The 24,892-nt window shown below is 56.6% G+C and carries 27 protein-coding genes; 14 read left to right on the top strand and 13 right to left on the bottom strand.

The features are described from left to right. The first annotated feature begins 168 nt into the window (after nucleotides 1–168). Complete coding sequence (locus AB3G35_RS17305; RefSeq protein ID WP_106117468.1) at nucleotides 169–1,770, top strand: ABC transporter substrate-binding protein; 1,602 nt, start codon at nucleotides 169–171, stop codon at nucleotides 1,768–1,770. Between the two features lie 91 nt (nucleotides 1,771–1,861). On the opposite strand, the gene AB3G35_RS17300 is transcribed toward AB3G35_RS17305, so the two are convergent. The 3 genes from AB3G35_RS17300 to AB3G35_RS17290 all read right to left on the bottom strand — a co-directional run bounded on the left by AB3G35_RS17300 (nucleotide 1,862) and on the right by AB3G35_RS17290 (nucleotide 4,226). Further along, nucleotides 1,862–2,929 carry a maleylacetate reductase gene (locus AB3G35_RS17300; protein WP_106117469.1) on the bottom strand — a complete coding sequence of 356 codons (1,068 nt, stop codon included), beginning with the start codon at nucleotides 2,927–2,929 and terminating at the stop codon, nucleotides 1,862–1,864. Further along, nucleotides 2,904–3,353 (bottom strand): nuclear transport factor 2 family protein, encoded by a 450-nt coding sequence (locus AB3G35_RS17295; protein WP_016781296.1) that lies wholly within the window; start codon nucleotides 3,351–3,353, stop codon nucleotides 2,904–2,906. The genes AB3G35_RS17300 and AB3G35_RS17295 overlap by 26 nt, the downstream gene beginning before the upstream one ends. Nucleotides 3,354–3,428: 75 nt before the next feature. Continuing rightward, nucleotides 3,429–4,226: a dioxygenase gene (locus AB3G35_RS17290; protein ID WP_369781844.1), complete on the bottom strand. Its 798-nt coding sequence runs from the start codon at nucleotides 4,224–4,226 to the stop codon at nucleotides 3,429–3,431. A gap of 169 nt (nucleotides 4,227–4,395) precedes the next feature. Here AB3G35_RS17290 and AB3G35_RS17285 point away from each other — a divergent pair, with 169 nt between their 5' ends. From AB3G35_RS17285 to AB3G35_RS17235, 11 genes are all read left to right on the top strand, one after another. Further along, complete coding sequence (locus AB3G35_RS17285; protein ID WP_016781294.1) at nucleotides 4,396–5,310, top strand: LysR family transcriptional regulator; 915 nt, start codon at nucleotides 4,396–4,398, stop codon at nucleotides 5,308–5,310. A 227-nt stretch (nucleotides 5,311–5,537) separates the two neighbouring features. Continuing rightward, nucleotides 5,538–6,977, top strand: a complete 1,440-nt coding sequence (locus AB3G35_RS17280) for a sugar porter family MFS transporter (protein ID WP_016781293.1) — start codon at nucleotides 5,538–5,540, stop codon at nucleotides 6,975–6,977. Between the two features lie 55 nt (nucleotides 6,978–7,032). Beyond that, nucleotides 7,033–7,941 (top strand): dioxygenase, encoded by a 909-nt coding sequence (locus tag AB3G35_RS17275; protein WP_369781843.1) that lies wholly within the window; start codon nucleotides 7,033–7,035, stop codon nucleotides 7,939–7,941. A gap of 43 nt (nucleotides 7,942–7,984) precedes the next feature. After that, nucleotides 7,985–8,857 carry a sugar phosphate isomerase/epimerase family protein gene (locus tag AB3G35_RS17270; RefSeq protein ID WP_369781842.1) on the top strand — a complete coding sequence of 291 codons (873 nt, stop codon included), beginning with the start codon at nucleotides 7,985–7,987 and terminating at the stop codon, nucleotides 8,855–8,857. A 68-nt stretch (nucleotides 8,858–8,925) separates the two neighbouring features. Then, entirely contained in the window at nucleotides 8,926–9,921 is a 996-nt protein-coding gene (gene iolG / locus AB3G35_RS17265) for an inositol 2-dehydrogenase (protein ID WP_016781290.1), read from the top strand. A gap of 50 nt (nucleotides 9,922–9,971) precedes the next feature. Continuing rightward, on the top strand, nucleotides 9,972–11,063 hold the full coding sequence (locus AB3G35_RS17260; RefSeq protein WP_106117472.1) for a Gfo/Idh/MocA family protein: 1,092 nt from the start codon (nucleotides 9,972–9,974) through the stop codon (nucleotides 11,061–11,063). 106 nt (nucleotides 11,064–11,169) lie between these two features. Continuing rightward, the gene (gene chvE, locus AB3G35_RS17255; protein WP_369781841.1) at nucleotides 11,170–12,240 is read left to right on the top strand and encodes a multiple monosaccharide ABC transporter substrate-binding protein; all 1,071 of its coding nucleotides are present in this window, start codon (nucleotides 11,170–11,172) and stop codon (nucleotides 12,238–12,240) included. 44 nt (nucleotides 12,241–12,284) lie between these two features. Next, nucleotides 12,285–13,820 carry a multiple monosaccharide ABC transporter ATP-binding protein gene (gene mmsA, locus AB3G35_RS17250; RefSeq protein WP_369781840.1) on the top strand — a complete coding sequence of 512 codons (1,536 nt, stop codon included), beginning with the start codon at nucleotides 12,285–12,287 and terminating at the stop codon, nucleotides 13,818–13,820. Then, a complete protein-coding gene (mmsB, locus tag AB3G35_RS17245) occupies nucleotides 13,817–15,007 on the top strand; it encodes a multiple monosaccharide ABC transporter permease (protein ID WP_016781286.1) in 1,191 nt (396 codons plus the stop codon). The genes mmsA and mmsB overlap by 4 nt, the downstream gene beginning before the upstream one ends. 36 nt (nucleotides 15,008–15,043) lie before the next feature. After that, entirely contained in the window at nucleotides 15,044–15,346 is a 303-nt protein-coding gene (locus AB3G35_RS17240) for a Dabb family protein (protein WP_016781285.1), read from the top strand. A gap of 98 nt (nucleotides 15,347–15,444) precedes the next feature. Then, complete coding sequence (locus AB3G35_RS17235; RefSeq protein ID WP_369781839.1) at nucleotides 15,445–17,019, top strand: tannase/feruloyl esterase family alpha/beta hydrolase; 1,575 nt, start codon at nucleotides 15,445–15,447, stop codon at nucleotides 17,017–17,019. 62 nt (nucleotides 17,020–17,081) lie between these two features. Here the strand turns inward: AB3G35_RS17235 and dusA are convergent, their stop codons facing one another. After that, complete coding sequence (dusA, locus tag AB3G35_RS17230) at nucleotides 17,082–18,092, bottom strand: tRNA dihydrouridine(20/20a) synthase DusA (protein ID WP_369781838.1); 1,011 nt, start codon at nucleotides 18,090–18,092, stop codon at nucleotides 17,082–17,084. A gap of 100 nt (nucleotides 18,093–18,192) precedes the next feature. Here dusA and AB3G35_RS17225 point away from each other — a divergent pair, with 100 nt between their 5' ends. After that, nucleotides 18,193–19,326 (top strand): tyrosine-type recombinase/integrase, encoded by a 1,134-nt coding sequence (locus tag AB3G35_RS17225; RefSeq protein ID WP_369781837.1) that lies wholly within the window; start codon nucleotides 18,193–18,195, stop codon nucleotides 19,324–19,326. Here AB3G35_RS17225 and AB3G35_RS17220 read toward each other — a convergent pair. The 6 genes from AB3G35_RS17220 to AB3G35_RS17195 form a co-directional block, all read right to left on the bottom strand. After that, nucleotides 19,304–19,588: a pyocin activator PrtN family protein gene (locus AB3G35_RS17220; protein WP_150628501.1), complete on the bottom strand. Its 285-nt coding sequence runs from the start codon at nucleotides 19,586–19,588 to the stop codon at nucleotides 19,304–19,306. The two genes, AB3G35_RS17225 and AB3G35_RS17220, sit on opposite strands and share 23 nt — an antisense overlap. 286 nt (nucleotides 19,589–19,874) lie before the next feature. After that, nucleotides 19,875–20,012, bottom strand: coding sequence for a hypothetical protein (locus AB3G35_RS17215; RefSeq protein WP_369781836.1), 138 nt, complete (start codon nucleotides 20,010–20,012; stop codon nucleotides 19,875–19,877). 42 nt (nucleotides 20,013–20,054) lie between these two features. Continuing rightward, complete coding sequence (locus tag AB3G35_RS17210) at nucleotides 20,055–20,381, bottom strand: pyocin activator PrtN family protein (protein ID WP_048383167.1); 327 nt, start codon at nucleotides 20,379–20,381, stop codon at nucleotides 20,055–20,057. After that, nucleotides 20,374–20,514 (bottom strand): hypothetical protein, encoded by a 141-nt coding sequence (locus AB3G35_RS17205; RefSeq protein WP_369781835.1) that lies wholly within the window; start codon nucleotides 20,512–20,514, stop codon nucleotides 20,374–20,376. The genes AB3G35_RS17210 and AB3G35_RS17205 overlap by 8 nt, the downstream gene beginning before the upstream one ends. A gap of 25 nt (nucleotides 20,515–20,539) precedes the next feature. Further along, nucleotides 20,540–20,824 (bottom strand): phage antirepressor KilAC domain-containing protein, encoded by a 285-nt coding sequence (locus tag AB3G35_RS17200; protein WP_369781834.1) that lies wholly within the window; start codon nucleotides 20,822–20,824, stop codon nucleotides 20,540–20,542. A gap of 8 nt (nucleotides 20,825–20,832) precedes the next feature. Further along, entirely contained in the window at nucleotides 20,833–21,426 is a 594-nt protein-coding gene (locus AB3G35_RS17195; RefSeq protein WP_369781833.1) for a hypothetical protein, read from the bottom strand. Between the two features lie 5 nt (nucleotides 21,427–21,431). On the opposite strand from AB3G35_RS17195, the gene AB3G35_RS17190 reads away from it, so the two are divergent. Further along, complete coding sequence (locus AB3G35_RS17190) at nucleotides 21,432–21,632, top strand: hypothetical protein (protein WP_369781832.1); 201 nt, start codon at nucleotides 21,432–21,434, stop codon at nucleotides 21,630–21,632. 50 nt (nucleotides 21,633–21,682) lie between these two features. Here AB3G35_RS17190 and AB3G35_RS17185 read toward each other — a convergent pair whose 3' ends face one another. The 3 genes from AB3G35_RS17185 to AB3G35_RS17175 are packed head-to-tail and all read right to left on the bottom strand — an operon-like array spanning nucleotide 21,683 to nucleotide 24,888. Next, complete coding sequence (locus AB3G35_RS17185; protein ID WP_369781831.1) at nucleotides 21,683–22,507, bottom strand: HNH endonuclease; 825 nt, start codon at nucleotides 22,505–22,507, stop codon at nucleotides 21,683–21,685. After that, the gene (locus tag AB3G35_RS17180) at nucleotides 22,507–24,204 is read right to left on the bottom strand and encodes an ATP-binding protein (protein ID WP_369781830.1); all 1,698 of its coding nucleotides are present in this window, start codon (nucleotides 24,202–24,204) and stop codon (nucleotides 22,507–22,509) included. The genes AB3G35_RS17185 and AB3G35_RS17180 overlap by 1 nt, the downstream gene beginning before the upstream one ends. Before the next feature lie 36 nt (nucleotides 24,205–24,240). Beyond that, a complete protein-coding gene (locus tag AB3G35_RS17175; RefSeq protein ID WP_369781829.1) occupies nucleotides 24,241–24,888 on the bottom strand; it encodes a LexA family protein in 648 nt (215 codons plus the stop codon). Nucleotides 24,889–24,892: the final 4 nt, after the last annotated feature.

The following is a 24,892-nucleotide window of genomic DNA, read 5'->3' as shown; positions in this document are numbered from 1 at the left end:
AAAGATACGGCTGCCGAGATTTTGTTCCAGGTGTTGGCGTCATGCAGTGACCTGGAAACCCTGCAGGCGCACGCGCCACTCGACTGATACGCCGCCACGGCGGTACTCTCGCCGGGCGCCGCTGGCGTTTGTGCCGCTGCTTCTACACCTGCCATTTTTGGGGTCTCCATGGACAGAATCGCCTTCAAACCGCTCCTCCTTGCCGCCGGCCTCCTGGCGTTTATGCCTATTGCCCATGCCGCCAGCACGCTGGTCTACTGTTCCGAGGCCAGCCCGGCCGGCTTCGACCCCAGCCAATATACCAGCGGCACCGATTTTGATGCTTCCGCCGAAACCGTGTTCAACCGCCTGACCCAGTTCAAGCGCGGTGGCACCGAAGTCGAACCCGGCCTGGCCACCCGCTGGGATGTCTCCAAAGACGGCCTGGCCTATACCTTCCACCTGCGGGAGGGCGTCAAGTTCCATACCACCGATTTCTTCACCCCGACCCGGGATTTCAACGCAGATGACGTGCTGTTCACTTTCACTCGCCTGCTGGATGCCGAGAGCCCGTTTCGTAAGGCTTACCCCTCCGAGTCGCCCTATTTCACCGACATGGGCCTGAACACCACGATCAAGAGCGTCGACAAAATCGACGACCACACCGTGCGTTTCAACCTCAATAACGTCGATGCATCATTTGTACAAAACCTGGCCATGAGTTTCGCCTCGGTGCAATCGGCCGAATACGCTGCGCAATTGCTCAAGCAGGGCAAGGCCGAAGAGATCAACCAAAAACCGGTGGGCACCGGGCCGTTTGTGTTCAAGCGTTATCAGAAGGACTCGCAGATCCGCTATGTCGGCAACAAACAGTATTGGAAGCCCGAGGATGTAAAACTCGACAACCTGGTCTTCGCCATTACCCCGGACGCGGCCTCGCGCTTGCAGAAACTCAAGGCCGGGGAGTGCCAGGTCAGCGGCTACCCGCGGCCCGCGGATATCGAAGTGATGAAGCAGGATCCCAACCTGCGGGTGCTACAACAACCCGGGTTCAACCTGGGCTTTCTGGCCTACAACGTGACACATGCGCCGCTGGACCAGCTAAAGGTGCGCCAGGCCCTGGACATGGCCATCGACAAGCCGGCAATCATCAAGGCTGTGTATCAGAGCGCCGGGCAATTGGCGCAGAACGCCTTGCCGCCGGCGCAATGGTCGTATGACCCGACCATCAAGGATGCCCCCTACGACCCGGTCAAGGCCCGGGCGCTGTTAAAAGAAGCCGGGGTTGCCCCGGGCACCACCATCAACCTGTGGGCGATGACCGTGCAACGCGCTTCCAACCCGAATGCGCGCATGTCGGCACAAATCATCCAGCAGGATTGGGCCAAGGTAGGGATCAAGGCCAATATTGTCAGCTACGAATGGGGCGAGTACATCAAGCGCGCGAAAAATGGCGAGCACGATGTGATGATTTACGGCTGGACGGGCGACAACGGCGACCCGGATAACTGGCTCGGCGTGCTTTACAGTTGTGCAGCGGTCAAGGGCAGCAATTACGCCAAATGGTGTAACCCGCAGTACGACAAACTGGTGCAGCAGGCCAAGGTCAGTAACGACCGTGAGCAACGCATCCAGTGGTATCAACAGGCACAGAAAATCCTCAAGGAACAGGTGCCGATAACACCTATTGCCAACTCGACGGTGTTCCAGCCCATGCGCAAGGAAGTGACCGACTTCAAGATCAGCCCTTTTGGGCTGACGCCGTTCTACGGGGTCAGCCTGGACAAGTAGGCGGCATCTGCTGTCACGTAAAAGCCCCTCCCTGCCCAAGCGGGCAGGGAGGGGCTTTTGTAGGGCAGCAGGCAAGTGCTTGCCTGCGGGGTTATCGGGGGCGCACACCTTCGTAGGCGTCCTGGAGCAGTTGTCGAATGGCCTTTGCTTCGATCGGGCGCGGGTTCCAGTACGGGTTGGACAGGGCAATATCTGTGGCACGGTCCAGGTCGGCCTCGCTCAGGCCCAGGTCCTTGAGCCGGGTGGGCGCACCCAGTGAGCTGGACAGGTCAAATAAGGCCGCCGCAGGGCTGCAATCCTTGACGTTTAATGCCCGGCAGATGCGTGACAGGCCGGGTGCCGCCGACTGGTTGTAGGCAATGGCGTGTGGTAGCACGATGGTGTGGGTCTGGGCGTGGGGAAGATTGAAGCTGCCGCCCAGGGTATGGCAAAGCTTGTGATGCAACGCCATGCCCACGTTGCCCAAAACCGTGCCGCACAACCAGGCGCCATACAGGCAGTCCCCCCGTGCATTGAGATCGGTCGGGTTGTGACGGATGACCTTCATGCCTTCGGCCAGAGCCCGAATACCTTCTTCAGCCATCAATGACATCACCGGGTTGCCATCTTGGGCATACAGGCCTTCGGCTGCGTGGGCGATGGCATTCATGCCGCTGGTGATCGACATCTCGACAGGCAGGCTGACCGTGAGTTGGGGGTCGTAAATCACGGTTTTTGGCAGTACCCGAGGATCTTTGCCGGTGCGTTTGAGGCCATTTTCGGTAAGGCCGAAAACGGGCGTCATCTCGGAACCGGCGTAGGTCGTCGGTATGGCGAGGATCGGCAGGCCCGAGTCCATTGCAATGGCCTTGCCCAGCCCGGTTGTAGAGCCACCCCCGATGGCCACGGCGCAGTCGGCTCCCAGTTTGCGGGCCACTTCCCGGGCTTGCTGTGCCGTTTCGACAGGAACGTGCATCACCGCCTTGTCGAAGATGCCGGCTGCCCGGCTACCGAGCAAGTTCACCACCTGTTCGGCCTGGGCATGTTGTTCCGCCGTGCAGAGAACCAGAGCTCGCCTGGCGCCTAGCCGATCGATTTCCGCCTCCAGTTGCTGCAGTGAACCCTGGCCAAATATGACGCGTGACGGCTGGCCGTTATAGATGAATGGGGGCGTTGACATAAGGCAGGTCTCCAGAGGTAGCGGGCGGGGATGGGGCAGGGCGCTGGGCGACCGGGGTGGGCTGATAGGCCAACAGTTGCCAGCGCTCTCCCGTTTTGGTCCAGACGCTCAGTGTTTGGTTGTTGAGGCTCTTGGCCACGCCGTGGGACACGATATCGGCCGACATGTGCCCAAAGGCCAATGCGATATCGCCGTACACGCGCACGTCATGCACGGCGTGATCGATGCGGTGATAGTGGTAAAGCCCGTTATGGCACTTGTGCAGGTAACGGCTGAGATCGTCTTGCACGCCATTGGAGTGCACATAGACCAACTCGGGGTGGGCCAGGCGCTTGAAGCTGTCAAGGTCGCCCTGCTGCATCGCCTGATAGCGCTGGTTTTCCAATGACGCAATCAAGGCGGTAGTGGCTGAATCGCTGTTCATGCTGACCTCGGCGGGTAGATAACAGTGCAGTGATGCGGCCTACTCGTTCGCCAGAACGAAATCGAAGGCCAGGGTCTAAAACGGTTCATTGCTGAACGTGCCTGCAGGGGTCATACCGCCCGGGTGGCGTTGCCACTGCGTAATAAGTGAGGAGCGCACGCCAAATAACGGGTCCGAATCCAGGCAAGGGTCGTCCTGGCGAAACACCTGGGTGGTCAGCCGCTGATAACCGCGAGCCTGCACGGTGAACTCAAGGTGCGCAGGGCGCCTGTCCGGTCGGTTCAACGCGGCAAGCAACTGGCCTGCAGGGCCATCAGGAAGAATGCGCGGGTTGTCCGGCAGGGAGGTACAAAAGTGATAGCGCCCCTGTTCATCGGCTTGCAGCAGGGCCCGCTCGATGTGGCGGGTCGCATGGGTGCAGCCAGGTTGGACTTCCAGCGTGGCATGGGGGATGGCGTTGCCCCTGGTATCCAGCACGGCACCGCGCACATAGCCTTTCGGGGGCGCGGCACCGGCACTCAGATCAGCGCCTGGATCGAGGTGCAGGACGGGTTGTGCCGATGGCGCATGGAACGCCGCCGTCTCGGTGCAACCTGCAGGCTTGCGGTCATTTTGCGCAAGCACCAGGGTGGAAAGCCCAAGCACATGTGACAACAGTGCAAAGTGCTGGCGCTGTGGCGTGTTGGCTGCACCGGTCTGGGCAAGAAAGTCGATGCCGCGTTGCCATTCCGTTTCTGTCAGTTTGGTATCGCGGGCAAAGGCGTGCAGGTTTTGCACCAGGCTGGTCATGATTTCGCACAAACGGGTGTCGCCGATAGCGCTGTTATTGGCCAGCACGGCTTGGGTGATGGTCATTTCGTCCAAGTTGCGCATGTTGACTCCCAGACTATGTGCGCTCTGTAGTTGCCTGGCCATCTCAAGTAATGGCGGCGGATTGGCTTCTCTGCCATAGCGCCGCACGTTATAGTTCCGCAGAATGTAAGAAAAGGCCGTATATGGAATTCTTTATTTCATATATGAAAGAATAAAAAAGGAGTACGCCTTGGATCGACTGACCGAACTTGAACTTTTTGTATTAACAGCTGAAGTGGGGACCTTGACCAAAGCAGCCGAACTGCTGGGTTTGTCCAATGCGGCAGCCAGCCGGCATCTGGTGGCTCTGGAGCAGCGTCTCAATGTTCGTTTGATCGACCGCAACACCCGACGTCTGGCCCTGACCAATCTGGGCCATCAGTTCTACGGCAGCTGCAAAAGTCTGCTGGGCGAGTTGAAGGAGGCCGAGGCATCGCTCAACGAGTCGCTGGTACAGCCAGTGGGCACGCTGACGGTGACCGCGTCGATTTCGTTTTGCATGTTGCATATTGCACCGCTGATTCCGGCCTTTCGCAAAATGTACCCGCACATCACCCTGAAGGTGCTGGGGGAAAACCGCTACTTCGACATCATCGACAGCGATATTGATCTGGCCATCCGAACCAAGGAGTACGAGCCCGATTCCAATATCACCATCCGCCGCCTGGCCGAGACGCGCCGCGTACTTGCCGCATCGCCCGGTTACCTGCAGCGCATGGGCACGCCTAAAACCATTGACGACCTGGCCCGCCACGACCTGTTGATCTATAGCCACGCCAATCAGCCTCGTGTCATGCGCTTCACCCAAGGCAAGGACGAAGTGGCGTTCAAAGCCGAGCCCATCATGGAAACCAACGATGGGCAAATCGTGCGGGCTGCGGCACTGGCGGGCGGGGGGATTCTGGTGCAACCCAAATACATCATTAATGCCGATCTGGTGGCGGGGCGTTTGATTCCGGTTCTGGACGATTGGGACTTGCCCAGGCTGACCATTAACATGGCGTTCCAAAGTCGTCGGTATATGCCGGCCAAGTTGCGAGTGTTTATCGAGTTCCTGTTGGCCGACTTCAAGAAACATGAACATGAGCGTTACTGGACGCGTTAATGCCGTTATCCGCTGCGCGGCGCTGACGGCTGTTTGTTCAGACGAACTTGCATAAGCGCCGGACCCCTTTCAAGGCACTGCATTCGACAGTGCCCACCCGTGATCGTGATCTTCAGTTTTCCACCAGGTGGAAAACACATTTGCCGATCGCGCATTTGTTTTCCGATTCAATCGCAGTAGTCTCACCCCCACTGAGCGAACACATAAATTCAATAAAGGTTGACCTCATGTCGAATCACCCAACCACGGCGAGTGCGTCGTCGAAAATTCTTTGGCGCATCGCCGCCATCACGACCATGGGCTCGCTGGCATTTGGTTATGACACCGGCGTGATCTCCGGCGCGTTGCCATTTATGGCGCTCGATGCCAGCCAGGGCGGCTTGGGGTTGAACCCTGTCTCTGAGGGGCTGGTGGCATCGGCGCTGATTTTTGGCGGGGCCTTTGGCGCCTTGTTTGCCGGGCATTTGTCCGATCGCTATGGCCGCTTGGGCGTGCTCAAGGCGCTGGCGGTGTTGTTTGCACTGGGAGCGCTGGGCACCGCCGTCGCGCCGACGCTGTGGGCCATGGTTGCCACCCGTTTTATCCTCGGCATTGCCGTCGGCGGTGCGTCTTCTACTGTACCTGTGCTGATCGCCGAGCTGGCGGCACCACGTCATCGCGGGCGGCTGGTGTGTCAGAGCGAGGTCATGATCGTTTCCGGGCAATGCCTGGCCTATATCGCCAGTGCCAGTTTGGCGCACTTGTTCGACAGCCCGTTAACCTGGCGCTTTATGCTGGCCATCTCGCTGATCCCGGCCGTGCTGCTGTATGTCGGCATGAAATTGGTACCTGCATCGCCGCGCTGGCTGGTGGGTAAAGGCCGGGTTGATGAGGCCAGAACTATCCTCGCAGGTATCCGCGATACGCAGGCCGAGGTGAACAGCGAGCTGACAGAAATCGTCGAGCAATGTGTCAAGGAACAACGCCAAGGCACTGGTTTGAGCGCACTGAAGGAGCCGTGGCTGCTCAAGCTGCTGGGCATCGGTATTGCCTTGGGGTTTGTCCTGCAGTTCACCGGGGTCAATGCCTTTGTGTATTTCACCCCGATGATTCTCAAGGAAACCGGCATGGGCACCCACGCAGCCCTGGTGGCCACCATCGGCAATGGTGTGGTCTCGGTGATCGCGGCCTTGATTGGCATGTGGCTGATCAATCGCATGGGGCGGCGCTCGATGCTGCTCATGGGGCTGATTGTGGTGGTGCTGGCGCAAATCTTCCTCGGCGTAGTGATCAACTTCATGCCGCACTCGCTGCTGCAGAGCTACATGGCTTTGTCCGGGGTGCTGGTGTTTCTGTTTTTTATGCAGATGTGCATCGGCCCGGTCTACTGGCTACTGATGTCAGAGCTGTTCCCCAACCATGTCCGGGGCCTGATGAACGGGATTGCGGTCAGTCTGTTCTGGGTGTTCAACGCCATCGTCGCCTTCCTGTTCCCTGTGTTGCTGAGCGAGATGGGCGGCATGACGTTCTTCCTCTTTGCGCTGATTAATATCGGCTCGATCATCTTTTGCACCCTGTGGCTTCCCGAGACCAAGGGCATGACCCTGGAGCAGATCGAACAGCATATGCAGCAGCGTCTCAGCGGGCGCAGATGGCGTGCGGGCGAAGCCAGCGCCAACCTCTACTGAGCTGACAGCCAGTGCTGCACCCGACTTCAACAATAATAAACAAGGACATCACGCCATGACTGTGTACTCGGATAACCAGATCCCGGTAGGCGGGCTCTTCGAAGAAGAACGCTCGGCCGACATCGTCAATGCCCGGATCAGCGACCAGGCCAACCCGCGTTTGCGTGAGGTGATGGCAGTGCTGACCCGGCACCTGCATGCCGCGATCAAGGAAATCGAACCCAGCCACGACGAATGGCTGCGGGCCATCGAGTTCCTGACCCGCACCGGGCAAATGTGCACGGACTGGCGCCAGGAATACATCCTGTTGTCGGACGTGCTGGGGGCCACCATGCTGGTGGATGCCATCAACCACCGACGCCCCAAGGGGGCGACCCCGAACACCATTCTGGGACCGTTCTATGTGGCCGATGCGCCCCGCTATGAGAACGGCGCCAATATTTGCCTGGACGGCAAGGGCGAGCCGACCCTGGTCAGCGGTCGGGTGCTTGATACCCAAGGCAATCCGATTGCCGGGGCAACCCTGGATATCTGGCAAACCAACGACGACGGCTTCTATGACGTGCAGCAAAAAGGCGTACAGCCAGATTACAACCTGCGCGGCCTGTTCACCTCTGACGCCGATGGCTTCTACGCCTTTCGCACGGTCAAGCCACGGCATTACCCGATCCCGGCCGATGGCCCGGTGGGCCAGCTGCTGGGCGAGCTGCTGGGCGAGCTGGGGCGTCATCCCCACCGCGCCGCGCACTTGCACTTTATCGTCACGGCGCCGGGCTTCGATCAGGTTATCACCCATATCTTCACCCCCGATTGCCCGTACTTGCATGAAGACACGGTATTTGGCGTAAAAAAAGAATTGATCGCCGAGTTCACCCGCCAAACCGACCAGGCCACAGCCCGGCGTTATGACCTGCAAGTCCCCTTTCTGGCCGTCAACTGGGACTTTGTCCTGAGCCCGGCCTGAGACAGCGGCCTTTCGTTTTAAACACCTCACAAAAGTGATCGTCATGCCCGACAAATCTGTTGAATTGCTTGCTGCTTATTGGACCCTCGCGGGTGATACCTACCCGGGCGCGCCCAGCGAGATCAGCCCTTTTTCCCTGCAGTCGCGCGCCGAAGCGGCCGCCCGGACCGGCTGGCGCGGCATGGGCCTGGTGCACGCCGACCTGGTACATAACGTCGCCAAACTGGGGCTGCCCACGGTACGCAGTATCTTCCAGGATAACGGTATCAAGCATCTTGAAGTCGAGTTTCTGACCGATTGGCACCTCGATGGCCCGCTGCGTGCGGCCTCGGACAAGGTTCGCGATGAGCTGCTGGAGATTGCTGGCGAACTGGGCGCGCGCAGCTTGAAGGTCGCCGGTGGTTTGTTTGAAGAGGGCCCGCCCGATATACCGCGCATGCGCGATGCGTTCGCCGTCCTGTGCGACCGGGCCAGGCCTTATGGCGTCAACGTGGTGATCGAGTTTTTACCGTTCTCCAGCGTCAACACCATTGATCGCGCCAAGGCCGTTACCGAGGGCGTGCGCCCCAACGGTGGCTTGCTCGTCGACACCTGGCATGTAGCGCGCGGCGGCATGAATTTTGACGAAATCGCCAAGTTGCCGCTGGAGCTGATCAAGTCCATCGAGCTGGACGATGCCAGCCACGCCATTGTCGAGTCATTGCTCAATGACTCGACCCATCATCGCAAGTTATGCGGCGAAGGGGATCTGGATGTTCCCGCGTTTATCCAGCAGGTTGTCAATGTCGGTTATCGCGGGCCGTGGGGCGTGGAACTGATCAGTGCCCAGTTGCGCAAGCTGCCGTTGGACGTTGCGGCCAAAAGGGCCTTCGACACGACGATGGCGCAGTTTGAAAACATCCAGTTCCCGGCTTGATGCACTGGCAATAACCGATTTTTCCTTGGCTACAACAACGAACAATAGCGTTTTCAGGAGAGACAACTATGGTGGGTATCGCAGTTCTCGGCGCCGGTCGTATCGGCAAGATTCACGCAGCCAACGTGGCAGCCAGCAAATTCGCAACCCTGGTCGTGGTCGCAGACCCCTTCGCCGATGCCGCTGCCAGCCTGGCCGATGAGCTTGGCACGCAAGCCATGACCGACTGTGAAGCGGCCATTGACCGGGCCGATGTCGACGCCATTGTGATTGGCACCCCGACCCACACCCATATCAACCTTATGCTGCGTGCGGTACGCCAGGGCAAGGCGGTATTGTGCGAAAAACCGATCGACCTGGACATGGCCAAGAGCCTGGCGGCAGTGGAGGAGGTGGAGCGTCTGAATGGCCGTGTGATGCTGGCCTTCAACCGTCGTTTCGAAAGTACGTTTGCCCAGATGCGTGCGGCCATTGACGCCGGCGATATCGGTGAAGTGCGCCAGGTGATCATCAGCAGCCGTGACCCGGGCCTGGCCCCGGAAGACTACATAGAGCATTCGGGCGGCATTTTCCGTGACATGACCATCCACGACCTCGATATCGGCCGCTGGTTGTTGGGCGAAGAACCGGTCGAGCTGACGGCCATTGCCAGCCGTCTGATTGACCCGGCGTTGATGGAGAAATACGACGACTACGATACCGCGATGGTGCAGATGCAAACGGCATCCGGCAAGCAGTGCCATATCAACAATTGCCGCCAGGCGGTCTACGGCTACGACCAGCGTATCGAAGTGTTTGGCTCAACCGGCATGCTGCAGATGGATAACCTGCGTGCGACCACCATTCGCCGCTGGAGCCAGGACGTGACCGATGCGCGCGAGCCGTTGCTGAACTTCTTCCTTGAGCGTTATCAGCAAGCCTACAAGTCCGAGCTGGATGCTTATATCGATGCACTGGTACACAAAAAACCGATGCCAACCACCGTACAGGACGGGCTCAAGGCGCTGCAGTTGGCCGATGCCGCCGTAGAGTCGGTCAAGACCGGGCGTGCAGTCAGGCTCTGAGGCCACCTCATTGATTCGGATATTTACACCAGAACATCAGGAGAACCGTTATGTCCTACCAACTTGAGAGTGGCACCCCCATTGGCGTGGCATGCCTGGGGATCACTCACCCGCACACCTCGGGTCGGGTAAAAGCGTTCAAGCGCATGGCCGACGTGCAGTTTCTCGGGGCCTATGATGACAGCCCGCTGCTGGCGCCGTTCTGCGAAGCGTTGGGCCTGCAGGCCCGCAGCATGGAAGCAATCCTCGCCGACCCCAATGTGCATGTGGTGCTGGTACACCCCAAAAGCTACCTGATGGCCGAGTGGACCATTGCCGCCCTTGAGGCTGGCAAGGCGGTGCTGTGCGAGAAACCGGCCGGGCGTGGCACTCAGGACACCCGGCGCATTGTCGACGCGGTCGAGCGTACCGGCGGGCTGTTTCAGGTTGGTTACTGCTGGCGTTACGCGCCGTCGGTTGAAAAGATGCAGCAAGTGCTGCAAAGCGGTGAAATCGGCAAGGTGTTGCAGGTGCGTGCCCACGCTGGTTGCTCCCATGATGAGGCCGATACCAACCACATGAAACAGCCGGGTGACCGTGGCGGGGCTTTTTATGTGATCGGTTGCCACACCATCGACCGCATCCTGCTGCACTTTGGCAAACCGCGCTCGGTCAATGCGCGGATCAGCAAGTTCGCCGGGCAGATGAGCGAGTCAGCGCGTGAAGATGCGGTCGGTGCGGTACTCAACTACGACGACAAGCTGATCACCATCGACTTTATGTCCTGGGACCCCATGCCCTGGACCGAGAGCTGGGACATTACCGCCTACGGCACCCACGGGGTGATGCATTCCACGCCGATGCCGGCCTCGTACAAGCTCTACCACGATGGCAAGAACGGCCATCAGCAAGGCTGGACGCATTGGAACGAAAACAGCTTTCCGGAAATCTGGGCAGTGCGCAAAACCGTGTACTCCCCGGAAATCGCCGAAATCGGCAACCCGGTGTACTTCGACCGCGAGGCCGCAGCCTTCACCCGGTCGCTGCGCACCGGCAGCCCTTCGACGGTGCCTGCCACACAGGCGCATGACATCAACGTGATCCTCGAAGCCCTGTTCGAGTCCGCCGATGCTAACGGCCAGGAAGTTCACCTGGCGTTGTAAAACCTGCGCAGTCCCGGTACGCGAAGTGCCCCTTCGGCTCGATTTATTCGAGCCGATAGGGCCGCTGCGTCCCTGAGAAACACAACAACAAGAAAGAGAGGACGTTATGCACACCATCATCAAGCTTGCAGCAGCCGTGGTACTGGGGTTGGCCGTCAGTGCCTGCTCCAAAAGCGAGAGCAGTGACAAAGGCACCATCGGCATTGCCATGCCCTCCAAAGCCGAGGCGCGCTGGGTTTCCGATGGCAGCAACATCGTCGATTCGCTGAAAAAGCTGGGGTATGACACTGACCTGCAATATGCCCAGTACGAAGCCCCGACTCAGCTGTCGCAAATCGAAAACATGATGGTCAAGGGCATCAAGGGCCTGATCGTTGCGCCGATTGACGGCACCACGATGGCCGATGTGCTCAAACAGGCGCGGGAGAAGGGGATCAAGGTCATTTCCTATGACCGTTTGATCCGCAATTCCAAGGATTTTGATTACTACGTCACGTTCGACAATTACCGCACTGGGGTGTTGCAGGGTGAGTCGCTGGTCAAAGCCCTGGAATTGAAGCAGGGCAAGGGCCCGTTCAATCTGGAGATTTTTGCCGGCTCCACCGACGACAACAATGCCCATGTGGTGTACGCCGGCGTGATGTCGCAAATCAAGCCGTATATCGACAGTGGCAAGCTGGTTGTGCGTAGCGGCCAGCAAGACATGGATAAGGTCGCCACCCTCAACTGGGACGGTGCCCTGGCCCAGGCGCGCATGGACAACGTGTTGAGCGCGTTTTACAGCACTGCCCACCTGGATGCGGTGCTGGCCATGAACGACCAGATCGCCAATGGCGTGGTGTCATCCCTGCGCGGCGTGGGCTACGGCAACGGCAAGTCGGCGATGCCGATTGTGACGGGGCAGGATGCGGAAATCTCCAGCATCAAGTCCATCATTCGTGGCGAGCAGAGCTCGACGATTTTCAAGGACACCCGCGCACTGGCTCAAGCCGCGGCAGACATGATGGATGCCGAACTGAGCGGTAAGACCGTGGTGGTCAACGACAGCACCTCCTATGACAACGGCTCGATGATCGTTCCGACCCAACTGCTGATCCCGCAGCTGGTCGACAACCAGAACTGGCAAAAAGTGCTGGTCGACGACACCCATTTTTACACCCTTGAGCAGTTGCGCTAGTTGATTGCGTTGTCTGCGGCCAGCCGCCAGACAGGAGAGCGAAAATGAGCCAAACGATTCTCGACATGCGCAACATCCGCAAGTGCTTCGGCGCGGTCAAGGCGTTGAGCGGGGTTAACCTCAAAGTGGGCGACGGCGAGATCCACGCCATTTGCGGAGAAAATGGCGCGGGCAAATCGACGCTGATGAAAATCCTCAGCGGCGTTTATCCCCACGGCAGTTTCGAGGGCGAAATCCACTTCGATGGTTCGCCCAGATGCTTTCAGGACTTACGCGACAGTGAAGCGCTGGGGGTCTGCATCATTCATCAGGAACTGGCGCTGGTGCCGATGCTGTCGATCACCGAAAACCTGTTTTTGGGTAATGAGATCTCTCGCCACGGGGTGATCGATTGGCATCAGGCCCATGCGCGCGCGAATGACTTGCTGGCCAGGGTTGGCCTCGATACCCGGCCGCAAACCCTGGTAGGCAATCTGGGTATTGGTCAGCAGCAATTGGTGGAGATCGCCAAGGCCCTGGCCAAGGATGTGCGCTTGCTGATCCTGGACGAGCCGACTGCCAGCCTCAATGAAAAGGACAGCGATACGCTGCTCAAGCTGATGCTGGAGCTCAAGAGTCGTGGCATCACCTCGATCATCATCTCGCACAAACTCAACGAAATTGGCCGGGTCGCTGACCAAATCACGGTTATCCGTGACGGCACCACAGTCGATGTCATCGATTGTCGTGATGTCGGCATCGATGAGGGGCGGGTGGTCCGTTCCATGGTCGGTCGCGAACTGTCAGACCGTTATCCCGCGCGGGTGGCTGCGATTGGCGGGGTTCTGTTTGAGGTCCAGGGCTGGTCAGTGGGCGACCCGGCGCGCCCTGAGCGCGACCGTATCCGCAACGTCAACTTCCATGTGCGCCGTGGCGAAGTGGTGGGCATTGCCGGCTTGATGGGGGCCGGGCGTACCGAGTTTGCCATGAGTGTTTTTGGTCGTTCCTATGGTGTGAACATTCGCGGCAAGGCGCTGCTGGAAGGGCGTGAGGTCGACCTGGGCAACGTGCGCAAGGCGATCGATCAGGGCCTGGCGTATGCCACGGAGGATCGCAAGGGCGCGGGCCTGGTGCTGGGGGAGAGCATTACGCGCAACACCAGCATGGCCAATCTGGCTGCAGTGTCCAGCCGTTGGGTGATGAACGAGCTGGCCGAGACGGCGGTGGCAGTGGAGTACCGCTCACGTCTGCGTATCCGCAGCGCTGACGTGACTCAGTCGGTGGAAAAACTCTCGGGTGGCAACCAGCAAAAGGTAGTGCTGGGCAAATGGCTGTTTGCCAACCCCAAGGTACTGATCCTTGATGAGCCTACCCGCGGTATCGACGTGGGGGCCAAGTACGAAATTTATGGGGTGGTCAATCAGGTGGTCAGTGAGGGGCGAGGCGTGGTGATGATTTCTTCGGAAATGCCGGAACTGCTCGGAACCTGTGACCGTATCTATGTGATGAATGAAGGCCGTTTTGTGGGCGAGTTTGCGATAGCCGAGGCATCGCAGGAAAAAATCATGCACGCAATCATGAGAAATGAGGTGATCCAGTGAGCGAAGCCAGTATGTCTCTCTCATCCAGGGCCAATGCCCTGACAGCGTTCAAGCGCGGCGCCCGTGAATACGGCCTGTTGTTGTCGCTGATCGTGATCATGGTGTTCTTTCAGGTGGCCACTGGCGGGGCGTTGTTGCAGCCGCTCAACCTGACCAATCTGCTGCTGCAAAACAGTTATATCGTGGTCATGGCGTTAGGCATGCTGATGGTGATCGTGTGCGGGCATATCGACCTGTCGGTGGGCTCGGTGGTGGGCGTGGTCGGTTCCATCGCGGCGGTGCTGATGGTCCAGTATCGCCTGGATTTCTTCACCGTCACCGTGATCTGCCTGTTTACCGGTGCCGTGATTGGTGCGGCGCAAGGTTACTGGGTAGCGGTCTGGGGCATGCCGTCTTTTATCGTGACCCTGGCTGGCATGTTGATCTTTCGCGGTGCCACGATTGCCATTTCCCAGGGGCAATCAATCGGTCCGTTTCCGCCAGAATTTGCGGCGATCAGTTCGGGGTTCATTCCAGACTTCTTTGCCCATGAGCATCTGCGCATCACCTCATTGTTGCTGGGGATCGCCGTGGCCGTGACCTTCTGGGTGATCGAATACCGCAGCCGTGCGCGTATCCAGAACAGCGGCGGCAATGTTGCGCCCCTGGCCATGTTTGCGCTGAAGAACGGCCTGGTTGCCGGCCTGCTGGTGTACTTCTGTTACCTGCTCTCCACCTATCGCGGCATTCCGACGGTACTGGTGATCATGAGTGTATTGATCGGGCTGTACACCTTCATCATGAACCGTACCGTGATCGGCCGCTGGGTCTATGCGGTCGGCGGCAACCTCAAGGCAGCCAGGCTGTCGGGCATCAATACCTCACGGGTAACCTTCTTCGCCTTCGTCAATATGGGCGTGCTGGCCGCTGTGGCGGGGCTGATCTTTGTCGCCCGCCTCAACAGCGCGACACCCCGCGGTGGCACCGGCTTTGAGCTGGATGTGATCGCTGCCGTGTTTATTGGCGGTGCCTCGGCATCCGGCGGTGTGGGCAAGGTGGTGGGCGTGGTGATCGGCGCATTCATCATGGGCGTGCTGAATAATGGTATGTCGATCATGGGTATCGGTATCGATTACCAGCAAATGATCAAGGGTGCTGTATTGCTGGCGGCAGTGTTCGTGGACGTTTACCAGAAAAACAAGGGTTGATATGCCGGGCATGGATGACACCGCAGGGAGACTGCAATGATCAAACATATTGTGATGTGGAACCTTGCAGGGGACACGCTGGAAAGGAATCGGCAGGCCTGCCTGCTGCTCAAAGAGCGTTTCGAAGGCCTTGCCGGGTTGATACCGGGGCTGCTGAAAATAGAGGTCGGGGTTGATGTCAGCCGCATCGACTATGCCTGTGATGTCGTGCTCTACAGCGAGTTCGACTCGCATGAGGCCTTGGCTGCTTATGCCACCCACCCCGAGCACTTGCGGGTACGTCGGGAACTGGGCGATTCGCGGATTGCCAGGCATCAGGTGGACTATGTCGTGCCTTGAACTTCTTCACGATGCAACTAAGGTCGTGGTGGCGCATTCATTGATCGGTTGCGCCCGGCGTCTGTTCTCGAGCGTGATTCAACGGCAGGGATACCCCAATGAAACCAAACAGCTCAACGCCCCGCGGGGCTATCGCCCTGGGTCTGCTAGCCCTGGCAATGGCCTCGGCGGCCCGTGCCGAAGATGCCTGCAGTGCCCTGGCCGCCAGGGCCTTGCCCGATGCGACCATCACCGAGGCCCGGGTCATTGCCGCGGGGCAGTACTCCATGCCGCAGAACCCGCTGACGCGGCTGGCCAGTTTCTCCGGCATGAACCCGGCAGGGCGCGCCGCCATCGGGCCCAACCCGGCCTTTTGCAAGGTGGCGGCCACGCTTGCGCCCAGCAGCGATTCAGACATCAAGATCGAAGTGTGGTTGCCGCTCAAGGGCTGGAACGGCAAGTTGCTCGGTGTGGGCAACTTTGGCTGGGGCGGGGCGATGATGTACCCGGCCATGCTCTCTGGACTTGAGCAGGGCTACGCCACGGTGGCCACAGATACCGGTCACGACAGCAGCACAGAAGAGGGCCAGGGCGGACGGTTCGCCCTCGGCCACCCGGAGAAACTGATCGACTATGCCTGGCGTGCTGACCACTTGATGACGGTGCATGCCAAGGATCTGGTCAAGGCTTACTATGGCAAGCCGGCCAGCCGCGCGTACTGGGTTGGCTGCTCGCTGGGTGGCCTTGAAGGCCTGATCGAAGCCCGGCGCTTTCCCGATGACTATGATGGCATCGTCGCCGGTGCGCCGCCCAATCCGCTGGTCAAGTTCAATGCCGCCCAGCTCTGGCCCGGCTGGCTGCTGGGGCGCAACCGTGACCTGAACATGACTAAAGCCAAGTTCGAGATGATCAGCCAGGCCGCACTCAAGGCCTGCGCCTCACCGATTGGCCTCAAGCAGGGGTTTATCGACGACCCGCAGCACTGTGACTTCGAGCCTGAACAATTGCTGTGCAAGGAAGCCGAGACGGCCGACTGCCTGACAGCGGGGCAGGTCGAACTGATGAAACAGCTCTATCGGGGCCCGATCAACCCGCGAACCCAGGAGGTGATTTTCCCCGGCGTGGCCAAGGGCAATGAACGCCTGCTAGGTGATTTTGTCGATGGCAAAGCGTTCCCGGTGGCCCTGGACCTGTTCAAGTACGCGGCTTTCCAGGACCCGGACTGGGACTGGACGACCCTTGACTGGGACAAGACCGTGAACGAGGCCGTGAGCAAGCTCGGGCCGCTGTTGCATGTAGGTAGCGACCTTGCGCCGTTTTTCGACCGGGGAGCCAAGCTGCTGTTGTATGTGGGCTGGAATGACTTTCATAACGGCCAGGAACTGATCGACTACTACCAGTCGCTGCTGCGTGACTCGGGCCCTGCGGCGCAGGCTTCGGCACGCCTGTTCCTGATCCCGGGTATGGGCCATTGCTATGGCGGGGCTGGCTGCGACACTTTCGACAAGCTGGCCACTATCGACAATTGGGTGGAGCACGGCGTGGCGCCGCAGCGCATCGTTGCATCAAAAGTTGAAGATGGCGAGGTCGTGCGTACTCGTCCCCTGTGCGCCTGGCCGCAGGTGGCCCGTTATGTGGGCAAGGGCGATGTAGAAGATGCCGGCAGTTATGCCTGCGTCGATGCAACTCGATAGTAAAACCAGTGGCCTGCAGGCAGTAACCATGCAGGCCAATAGAGCGCCCCGGCGCCTGGTATTTAGCGGCCTTCCAGCAATTCCCCGGCCTGATCCAGCAATGCCAGCGGGTCCTTGGCCTTATGGATATCCACGGACAGCAACTGACGGAAACGCCGGGCGCCAGGGAACCCCTGGCCCAGCCCAAGAATATGCCGCGTGATGTGGTGCATTGAACCACCCGCAGCCAAATGTGCAGAGATATAAGGGCGCAACAGAGCCAGCGCGTGTGCCCGCGAAATGACAGGCGCAGAACTGCCAAACAGGCGTTGATCGACCTCGGCCAGGATATACGGGTTGTGATAGGCCTCGCGGCCGAGCATCACACCATCGAACACCTGCAAATGTTCCTCGCATTGATCAAGGGTCTTGATCCCGCCGTTGAGAATGATCTCCAGTTCAGGGAAATCGGTTTTCAACTGTGCGGCGATGTCATAGCGCAGGGGAGGGATATCGCGATTCTCTTTTGGCGACAGCCCTTCGAGAATGGCGATACGCGCATGCACAGTAAAACTGGTGCAACCGGCATCACGGACCGTACCGACGAAATCGCACAACTGTGCATAGCTGTCGCGGCCGTTGATGCCGATACGATGCTTGACCGTGACCGGGATAGAGACTGCATCGCGCATGGCCTTGACACAATCGGCTACCAGCGCCGGGTGTGCCATCAGGCAAGCGCCGATCATATTGTTCTGCACTCGATCGCTGGGGCAGCCGACATTCAGGTTCACTTCGTCATAACCTGCTTGCTGAGCCATGCGTGCGCAAACGGCCAAGTCGGCCGGAACACTCCCGCCCAGTTGCAAGGCCAGCGGGTGCTCAGTGTCGTCATGACGTAAAAAGCGGTCGGCATCACCATTGATCAGCGCACCGGTGGTGACCATTTCGGTGTAGAGCAAGGCGTTCTTGGAGAGCAGGCGCAGGAAGAAACGGCAATGGCGGTCGGTCCAATCCATCATGGGCGCAACAGAAAACCTCCTAGATACTGGATTCACTGCGGAGCCTAGGTTTTCTGCGGGTTTGGTGGGCATTCGGGCAACTCTCGTTCACTACTGTTTACCGCTGTTTTTGCTTGTTTTTGAATGCTCGTTGCTACAATGTAGCAAATCCGAATATTCGTGTAGCAAAATCATGGGCACTATCACCGTTCGCAAGCGCAAGGATGGATCGACGGGTTACACCGCGCAGATCCGCATCATGCAAAAGGGTGTGACAGTTTATCAGGAAAGCCAGACGTTCGACCGCAAGGCGACCGCGCAGGCTTGGATCAAACGTGTCGAAACTGAAATGTCAGTTCCTGGAGCAATCGAGAAGGCCAATCGATCAGGTGTTACGGTCAAGGAGATGATCGAGCGCTACCTTTTGGAGTACGAAAAGCTGAGGCCGCTAGGGAAGACCAAGCGCGCCACGCTCAAAGCTATCAGTGAGACCTGGCTGGGCAAACTAGAGGATAGAGAGATCACCAGTCAGAAACTGGTTGAGTACGCTGATGGGCGAATGATGAATGACGGTATTCAGGCGCAGACCGTGGGCAATGACTTGGCTCATTTAGGTGCGGTGCTTTCTGTGGCGCGGCCGGCCTGGGGCTATGACATAGATCCAATGGCCATGCCGGATGCCCGCAAGGTTCTGCGCAAGATGGGCGCGGTTACCCGTAGCAAGGAAAGGAACCGTCGCCCCACACTTGAAGAGCTCGACAAATTGTTTGGGTACTTCAGCGAAATGCGCGATAGGCGCAAGCAAGAAATCGACATGGTGCGCGTCACCGCGTTTGCCTTGTTCTCTACCCGTCGGCAGGAAGAAATCACTCGCATCAAATGGAATGCCCTGGACGAAGCTCGTCAGATGGTTCTGGTCACCGACATGAAGAACCCAGGCCAGAAGTACGGCAATGACGTTTGGTGCCATGTACCTGATGAGGCGTGGCGAATCATGCAGTCGATGCCGCGGGTTGCGGAAGATATTTTCCCTTACAACTCCCGCTCCATTTCTGCGTCCTTCACGCGTGCCTGTCACTTTCTCGAAATCGAAGACCTGCACTTTCATGACCTTCGCCATGATGGGGTGAGTCGTTTATTTGAGATGGGTTGGGATATCCCGAAAGTTGCCTTTGTATCCGGCCACCGGGATTGGAATTCGATGCGTAGATATACGCACTTGAAAGGGGATGGCGACCCTTACGAAAACTGGCCTTGGTTGGAGAGGATAGTAACGGGCCCCATTATTGAGGCCCGGAAGAGAGTTAAGAGGCGCGGCGAAGACTAGAGTTGCGCATCAGTTTGTCATGTTCAGTACGTGCGCGTGCATGCTGGGCATCCAGATATGCAGCTAGATCGGCAAGGTGAACCCCGCGTGCTGACTTTTGACTTCGTTCGATTGCTACAAGTGGCAGGTCAATCTGGCCTGCTGCGACTTTCATTTTCATCTTTTCGGGCGTCAGATGGCTGAAGTAATCAGTGCACACCCTCTCAAGGGGGATGATGGCCTGGCCGCCATACTGCGCTAGAAGTAGAAATTGAGTATTCATAGGCCCACCGTCTGAGTGTCGGCTGTTGATACAGGTGCAATTGGGGTCGTTTGGTGCGTATACCCCACCACAAGCTGCGCGGGCGGGCGATTTTGAGCGTTTAGCGGGGCATCAATGGGCGCTGCCTCGCGCAGCTTTGTGTGGGGTATAAGCACCCCCGCAGTGGCGCGAAAAGCTTTAGTAATGCCTGCTGCTGCGCAGCAGAGACTGTTTTTTACAGGCGTGTCGATACCACTGGTCTTGCGGAGCAAAGCGGGTAGGAGCAAGCGATTTGTCAGTGAGTGCGTCATGCCGCTTTTCTCCGGGTGCGAGGTTCAGGTTGATGCTTGCGGCCATCGGCCAGGCCGTTGCGGTAGCCGAGCCAATAGAGCAAGGCCGCGTTCAATATCAAAAAGATCAGCGCACTGATCTGGGTAGGGGTCATGTGGTGTGCTCCTGGTGCGGCGCTGGTGGTGGCAGCGCTTGGCTAGTCGTCTTTATCCGGTGAGTCGCTTTGCGGTCTGGCCAGCTCCTCATCAGCCTTGTAGGCACGAATATCAATTAGCGCGGCAACGTGGCGGATGTGAGCGAACTTCGGCGCCTTGCGACTGCTGTCGAGCGTGATCACGGGTATTTGAATCCGGCCGCTGATGATCTCTGCCGCAAAGGACTGCTCGTTGAGGTGGCGGAAGTACTGCGCGCGCAGCTTGTCGAGGGGGATCAGCACGTCACCGAAATTTCGGTACAGCAGCTCTACGGTGTCCGCATCCGGTGCTGGCAGCAGCCGTAGCGGGCTTTGGTTGGCATTACTCATGGGCTGGCGTGCTCGGTTTAGGGTGGAGGCGGGCCGGGTGGTTCCAGGCATTCAGGCAGTGGCGCTTGGTCAGTTCGCGAAAATGCTCCGGCACTTCTAGGAGCGCAGCGTTGCGCTCCTCGCGTGTCGGCATGGCCACGATCTGCCGAGCATATTCCCTAGGCCACGTCACGGTGATCATCCGGAATTGCTGGAAGGGCCAGGTCCAACTGCTTGGCCAGCCAAGCCATACCGGGCTGACGTACCCGGGTTGATTGGCTGTACTGCATGCCGAGTTCAGCGTGGAACCAATTGCTGTCCTTGACCCGCAAATACTCGCGGTCCCGAACCGGGAAGGCGGGCAAGTTGCGCTCGTTAAGTAGTCCTTTTTCGCGCATCAACTTGATCAGTTTTGGCCGGGTAGTGCGCAGGCACGCAGCTGCTTTGGCGAGGGTGCGTTCCATAGCACCCCCTAGGCTGCGAGCGCGGCAGGAGCTGCCGACGCGACCAAGTGATCGAGCGACTGCAGCAGGCGGCTAAAGCTGTGCTGGTCGTCGCCATAAGCGGTAAAGCACTGAGTGCGCAGGCAACTGTCGCCGGCGACCAGAATCGCCGTGATGCCTTTACGGCTCTGTGTGCGATGAACTGCCAAGCTGACAGCTTCATCCAGACCGACATCGAGCAACAACGAGCCACCTTTGCGCACCAGTTGCTGCAGCAGCTCTTGTTGATTGGCATCCAGTAGCTGGCCGCAATCGACAGATTCAGCACGCACGCGCGGTGTTGCTGGCTTGGCAGTGTCCATGCGGCCGTTGGCGATGGACTCTATAAAGTCAGCGAGTACTAGGTGTGTGTCTTTGTCGGGGTCGTAAACCGTCAGGCTGTGCTTCTCTTCGCCGGAAACAATGGTGAAAAGCGTGCCAGAGGAGCCGTGCTCAACCTGTAGCACGAAGATCAACCGCAGGTTGGTATTTTTGAAGCTGCACGAGTGGCTAAACGTGCCGTTCAAGTTGACCTGCGCAGCCAGCAGGCGAAGGGTTTTATCAGCCAAAGAAAACCGGTTCATGCTGCATGCCCTCCGTTGTTTGGATCGAACGGGGCAGGGCGGTTGCTGTGCGGGACCAGCCGGGGTTTGTGGTTGTGGAGGATGACCAAGCGGCCGGTGGTGGCTTGCAGTTGCTCAATCAGTCGACGGTTGCTGGCGCACGCTGGGTGGACGTGCAGGGTTGCTGTGGTGTGCATGATGTGCCTCGCTCTGTGGTGGGAGAGTGAGGCAAATAATAACCCTAAAGGTTAATTTGTCAAATGCATAACCATTTTGGTCAGTACAGCCTAGCCGGTCCTTTTGTACAGAAATCTACAGAGAGAAGGAGAGCTCTCCAAATTGCAGTCTTCCAGTGGTTTAGTCCGTAGCCTTTAATGGCTAGTAGATAATTTTTTGCCAAATGGTCATTCAGATCCCCTTGAGCAAAAAGCTTCTCAAAAGAAACACGCTGGTCGAACATGAAGGTGTTTGCCTCCTCTTGGAAATCATTATCTAATTCGAGTGTCTTGAATTGAAACTTTGCCTTATCTATGAGGTAGTCCCAGTTTGGGTTTCCTCCAATTATTGAAAATCTAAAAAGAAATCCAGGATTTAATATCTCTAGCTCACCCTGCAAAATTGTAGTGTTAGGAAGTGTATGTAGGTAGGCATGGAGATATTGCTCATTTATATTTGTACTAGCAGTAGTGCTCTTTTTTCTATTACATTCTTGGCAGGACGGTACAAGGTTATGCGTATGTATAGAGAAAACTTTATATTCTGTGTGCGGCAGGTAATGGTCGAGAGTGTTCGGTCTTCCTATTCCGCAATATGTGCATTTGTTATTTGGTGCCATTTTTTTTAGTGTTTTTCTGACATCTTCAAGTAATCTGCCTTTTTGTGTCAGGTTGTAGGAGTTAAAGATGGCATCTAGGATGTTGCTTGCAATATTTCCACCTGATAGTGCGGTGCTGGGAATGGCCCGGTTTTTTATGTACAAGCTGTAAAGTTGATATATATCGCTATGTTTTGAATTTATTTTGCAGTGTATTTTGTTTTTTGGAAATGCAATTTCGAATGTGGCTTTGGTACTAAGATTGTCAGGGTATTTTATGTTCCACATTACATTTTTCTCTTGGCGAAGCAGCCGATTACAAAGGCGCGCGCCTGAGGACTCATTCCATAGGGTACGAAAAGCGCTTCGACTTCTGAAACAGTACTGTATGTGGCTGATAGTGTTCTTAGGGTTTTATAGAAATCTGTAGATCTAGAGTTTAATTCAAAAACTTGAGTTGTTAAAGATCCAATGCTTTCGCCAAACGTTTCAATTTCAGGGTGTTTGACTTCGGTTGTATTCTCGTCTCTATTTATTATGTAAACACTTTTTCTAAGGGTTTCTTGTAGTATTATTGGGGAGTGGGTGGCGATAATTGCAAATGCTTTCTTTCTATCTAGTATGTTCCGTATTGCGTGCATTAAGGCAGCAAGAAGAGGGGGGTGTAAGTGAGTTTCTGGTTCGTCAATTAGGACAAGAGATGATTGAGTTGTATGGGCTACTAAACTAGCTAGCATTTGCATTGCAATTTTATGGCCTGTACTCCAAGACATGAAAGTGTTTTCAATATCTTGACTCATTAGGGTGCTTATACTTAATAATGCTTCGTCGTAACCAAAGGTGTTCTCGTACTCAATGTGCTGTAGCGCCTCGTCGAAAAGGTCTGCATCCTCATCAGTAAGTAATATTTTTTTTAGATTCTTAGAGAATTCACCTGCCATAGCTTCAAGCGGGCGCGGTGAAGTTTTAATTTCTCGATCAAATGAGGGGTTGTTTAATGAAGTTGTATTTTCTATGTTGCTTATAGCTTCTTTGGCTATGTCTCTTAATCCGCAGAAAACAAATCTACCTGTGCCAGAATTCATTTCATGTACGATTTGGTTTCTTTCTCTGCGTCGGAATGTTTCTTTCTCTCTCTCTTTTTCTTTTTCGGTTAGGCTGAGGAATATATTTGATTCGGAATTTTGGCTTTTTATTCCAGGGACTTTGAAACTGTCAAATGGGCTATAAGAAATTGTTATTATACGAGGAAAGCCAATGCTAGGTGGGGTTATTGTTCCGAGCTTGGCAAGGGACGGGTCTTGCCTGTCATCTTCAGATGCATGTGCAACTCGAGCGATACGTGACAGTAGAGTGCTTTTACCTGAGCCATTTCTTCCAATAATCGAGATGATTCTATTGGTGAGTATTGCGCTAGCTCTGGGCTCGAGTTCTTCATTGCCAAATTTGAACGAAATTTCACTATCCCAGTCGCTCATTTTAAATGAGAATTCTAGATTGTTGCTAGTGAGGGATTTGAAGTTTTTGTTTAAGATTGATGTGGCGAGCTTTGAGAACTCGCCAGGATCACTCACTTCGCGAAAAATGGACTCATGCCATCCTGGGCTAAACACAAATGGTTTTTTGAGTTCGGGGTTGTTAATGGTGTCGTTTAAAGATGTTAGGAGTTGCTGGCCTATCTGTGGCGGTAGCTCGGCAATTCGTTGGTAGTAGTCTAAAGTTTGGCCTAAAGATATGAAGCTGTCGTCTAGGCTTTCGAAATTATTGACTAGAACGTGTTCAAAATTTGCTTTCTGGTTAATTTTGAGGATTTTAACCGAGCCGATATACTCTCTTTTCATCGAGTCTGGATTGCCTAGATGAAAAAGGCTGTATTGTGTCTTGTAACCTTGATCATTCCAGTTGATTGGGACTAAAAGAAAGCTTTCGGCGTGTATCCACAAGTCGTCATTAAGTTGGTCTTTCTGTTGGATAATGAAGTTCATGTGCTATTTCCTTTTGCACTTTAACAAATTCATGAGTTAGAGATCTGAAATTTTCCATCTGGCCCGCCCACAAATACTCCAGTCTTCAGTCATCCGAATAATGCGCTCTGGCCAATCAGGGTTGAGCGCGTACAGATACAGCTCGTTCCCTTCCTGTTTCAGCTGCTTCAGTGTTGTAGCCTCGTCGCGGGTGCGCTTGGCTGCAACAAAATGCCCAGGGAAAGCGTCAAGAGATGGATCGATAACAACCTTATCGCCTTCCATAAACTTGGGCTCCATGCTGATACCTTCAACGCGGAGGATGAATGCACGTGGCCCCACTGGCCCCGGTGCTTCGATCCATTCTTCGGCATCGCGAGGATCAAAATTCTCTTCAGAACTGCACCAGGCACCTGCAGCAATTGAGCCGATCACTGGCAGCTTCCTGCCGGTATAGCCCAATACAGAGCCGTTATCGAAGTTTGCGAAACCATGAGGAATGTCGAGCGAGCCATTCGGCAAGCTGAGGGCTCTTTCAATTTCACGCGCAATTTGATCGCCAATTCCTTTTGTTGGGTTCTTCCCGCCGAATGCGCTCACTTGAGCAGGCGCTTTGCCGAGCAGCTCAGCAATGTCGATCAGGCGTAGTTTTTTTTCGGCCAGGATGTGGCGGAAATTGTGCAGGCGGGTATCTGAAATTCTCATGCCT

It is taken from the genome of Pseudomonas sp. WC2401, from assembly GCF_041200115.1.
GTDB classification, from domain to species: Bacteria; Pseudomonadota; Gammaproteobacteria; order Pseudomonadales; family Pseudomonadaceae; genus Aquipseudomonas; species Aquipseudomonas fragi.
Note: the sequence above shows the minus strand (reverse complement) of the source record. Positions and strands in the feature narration are given on the sequence as shown.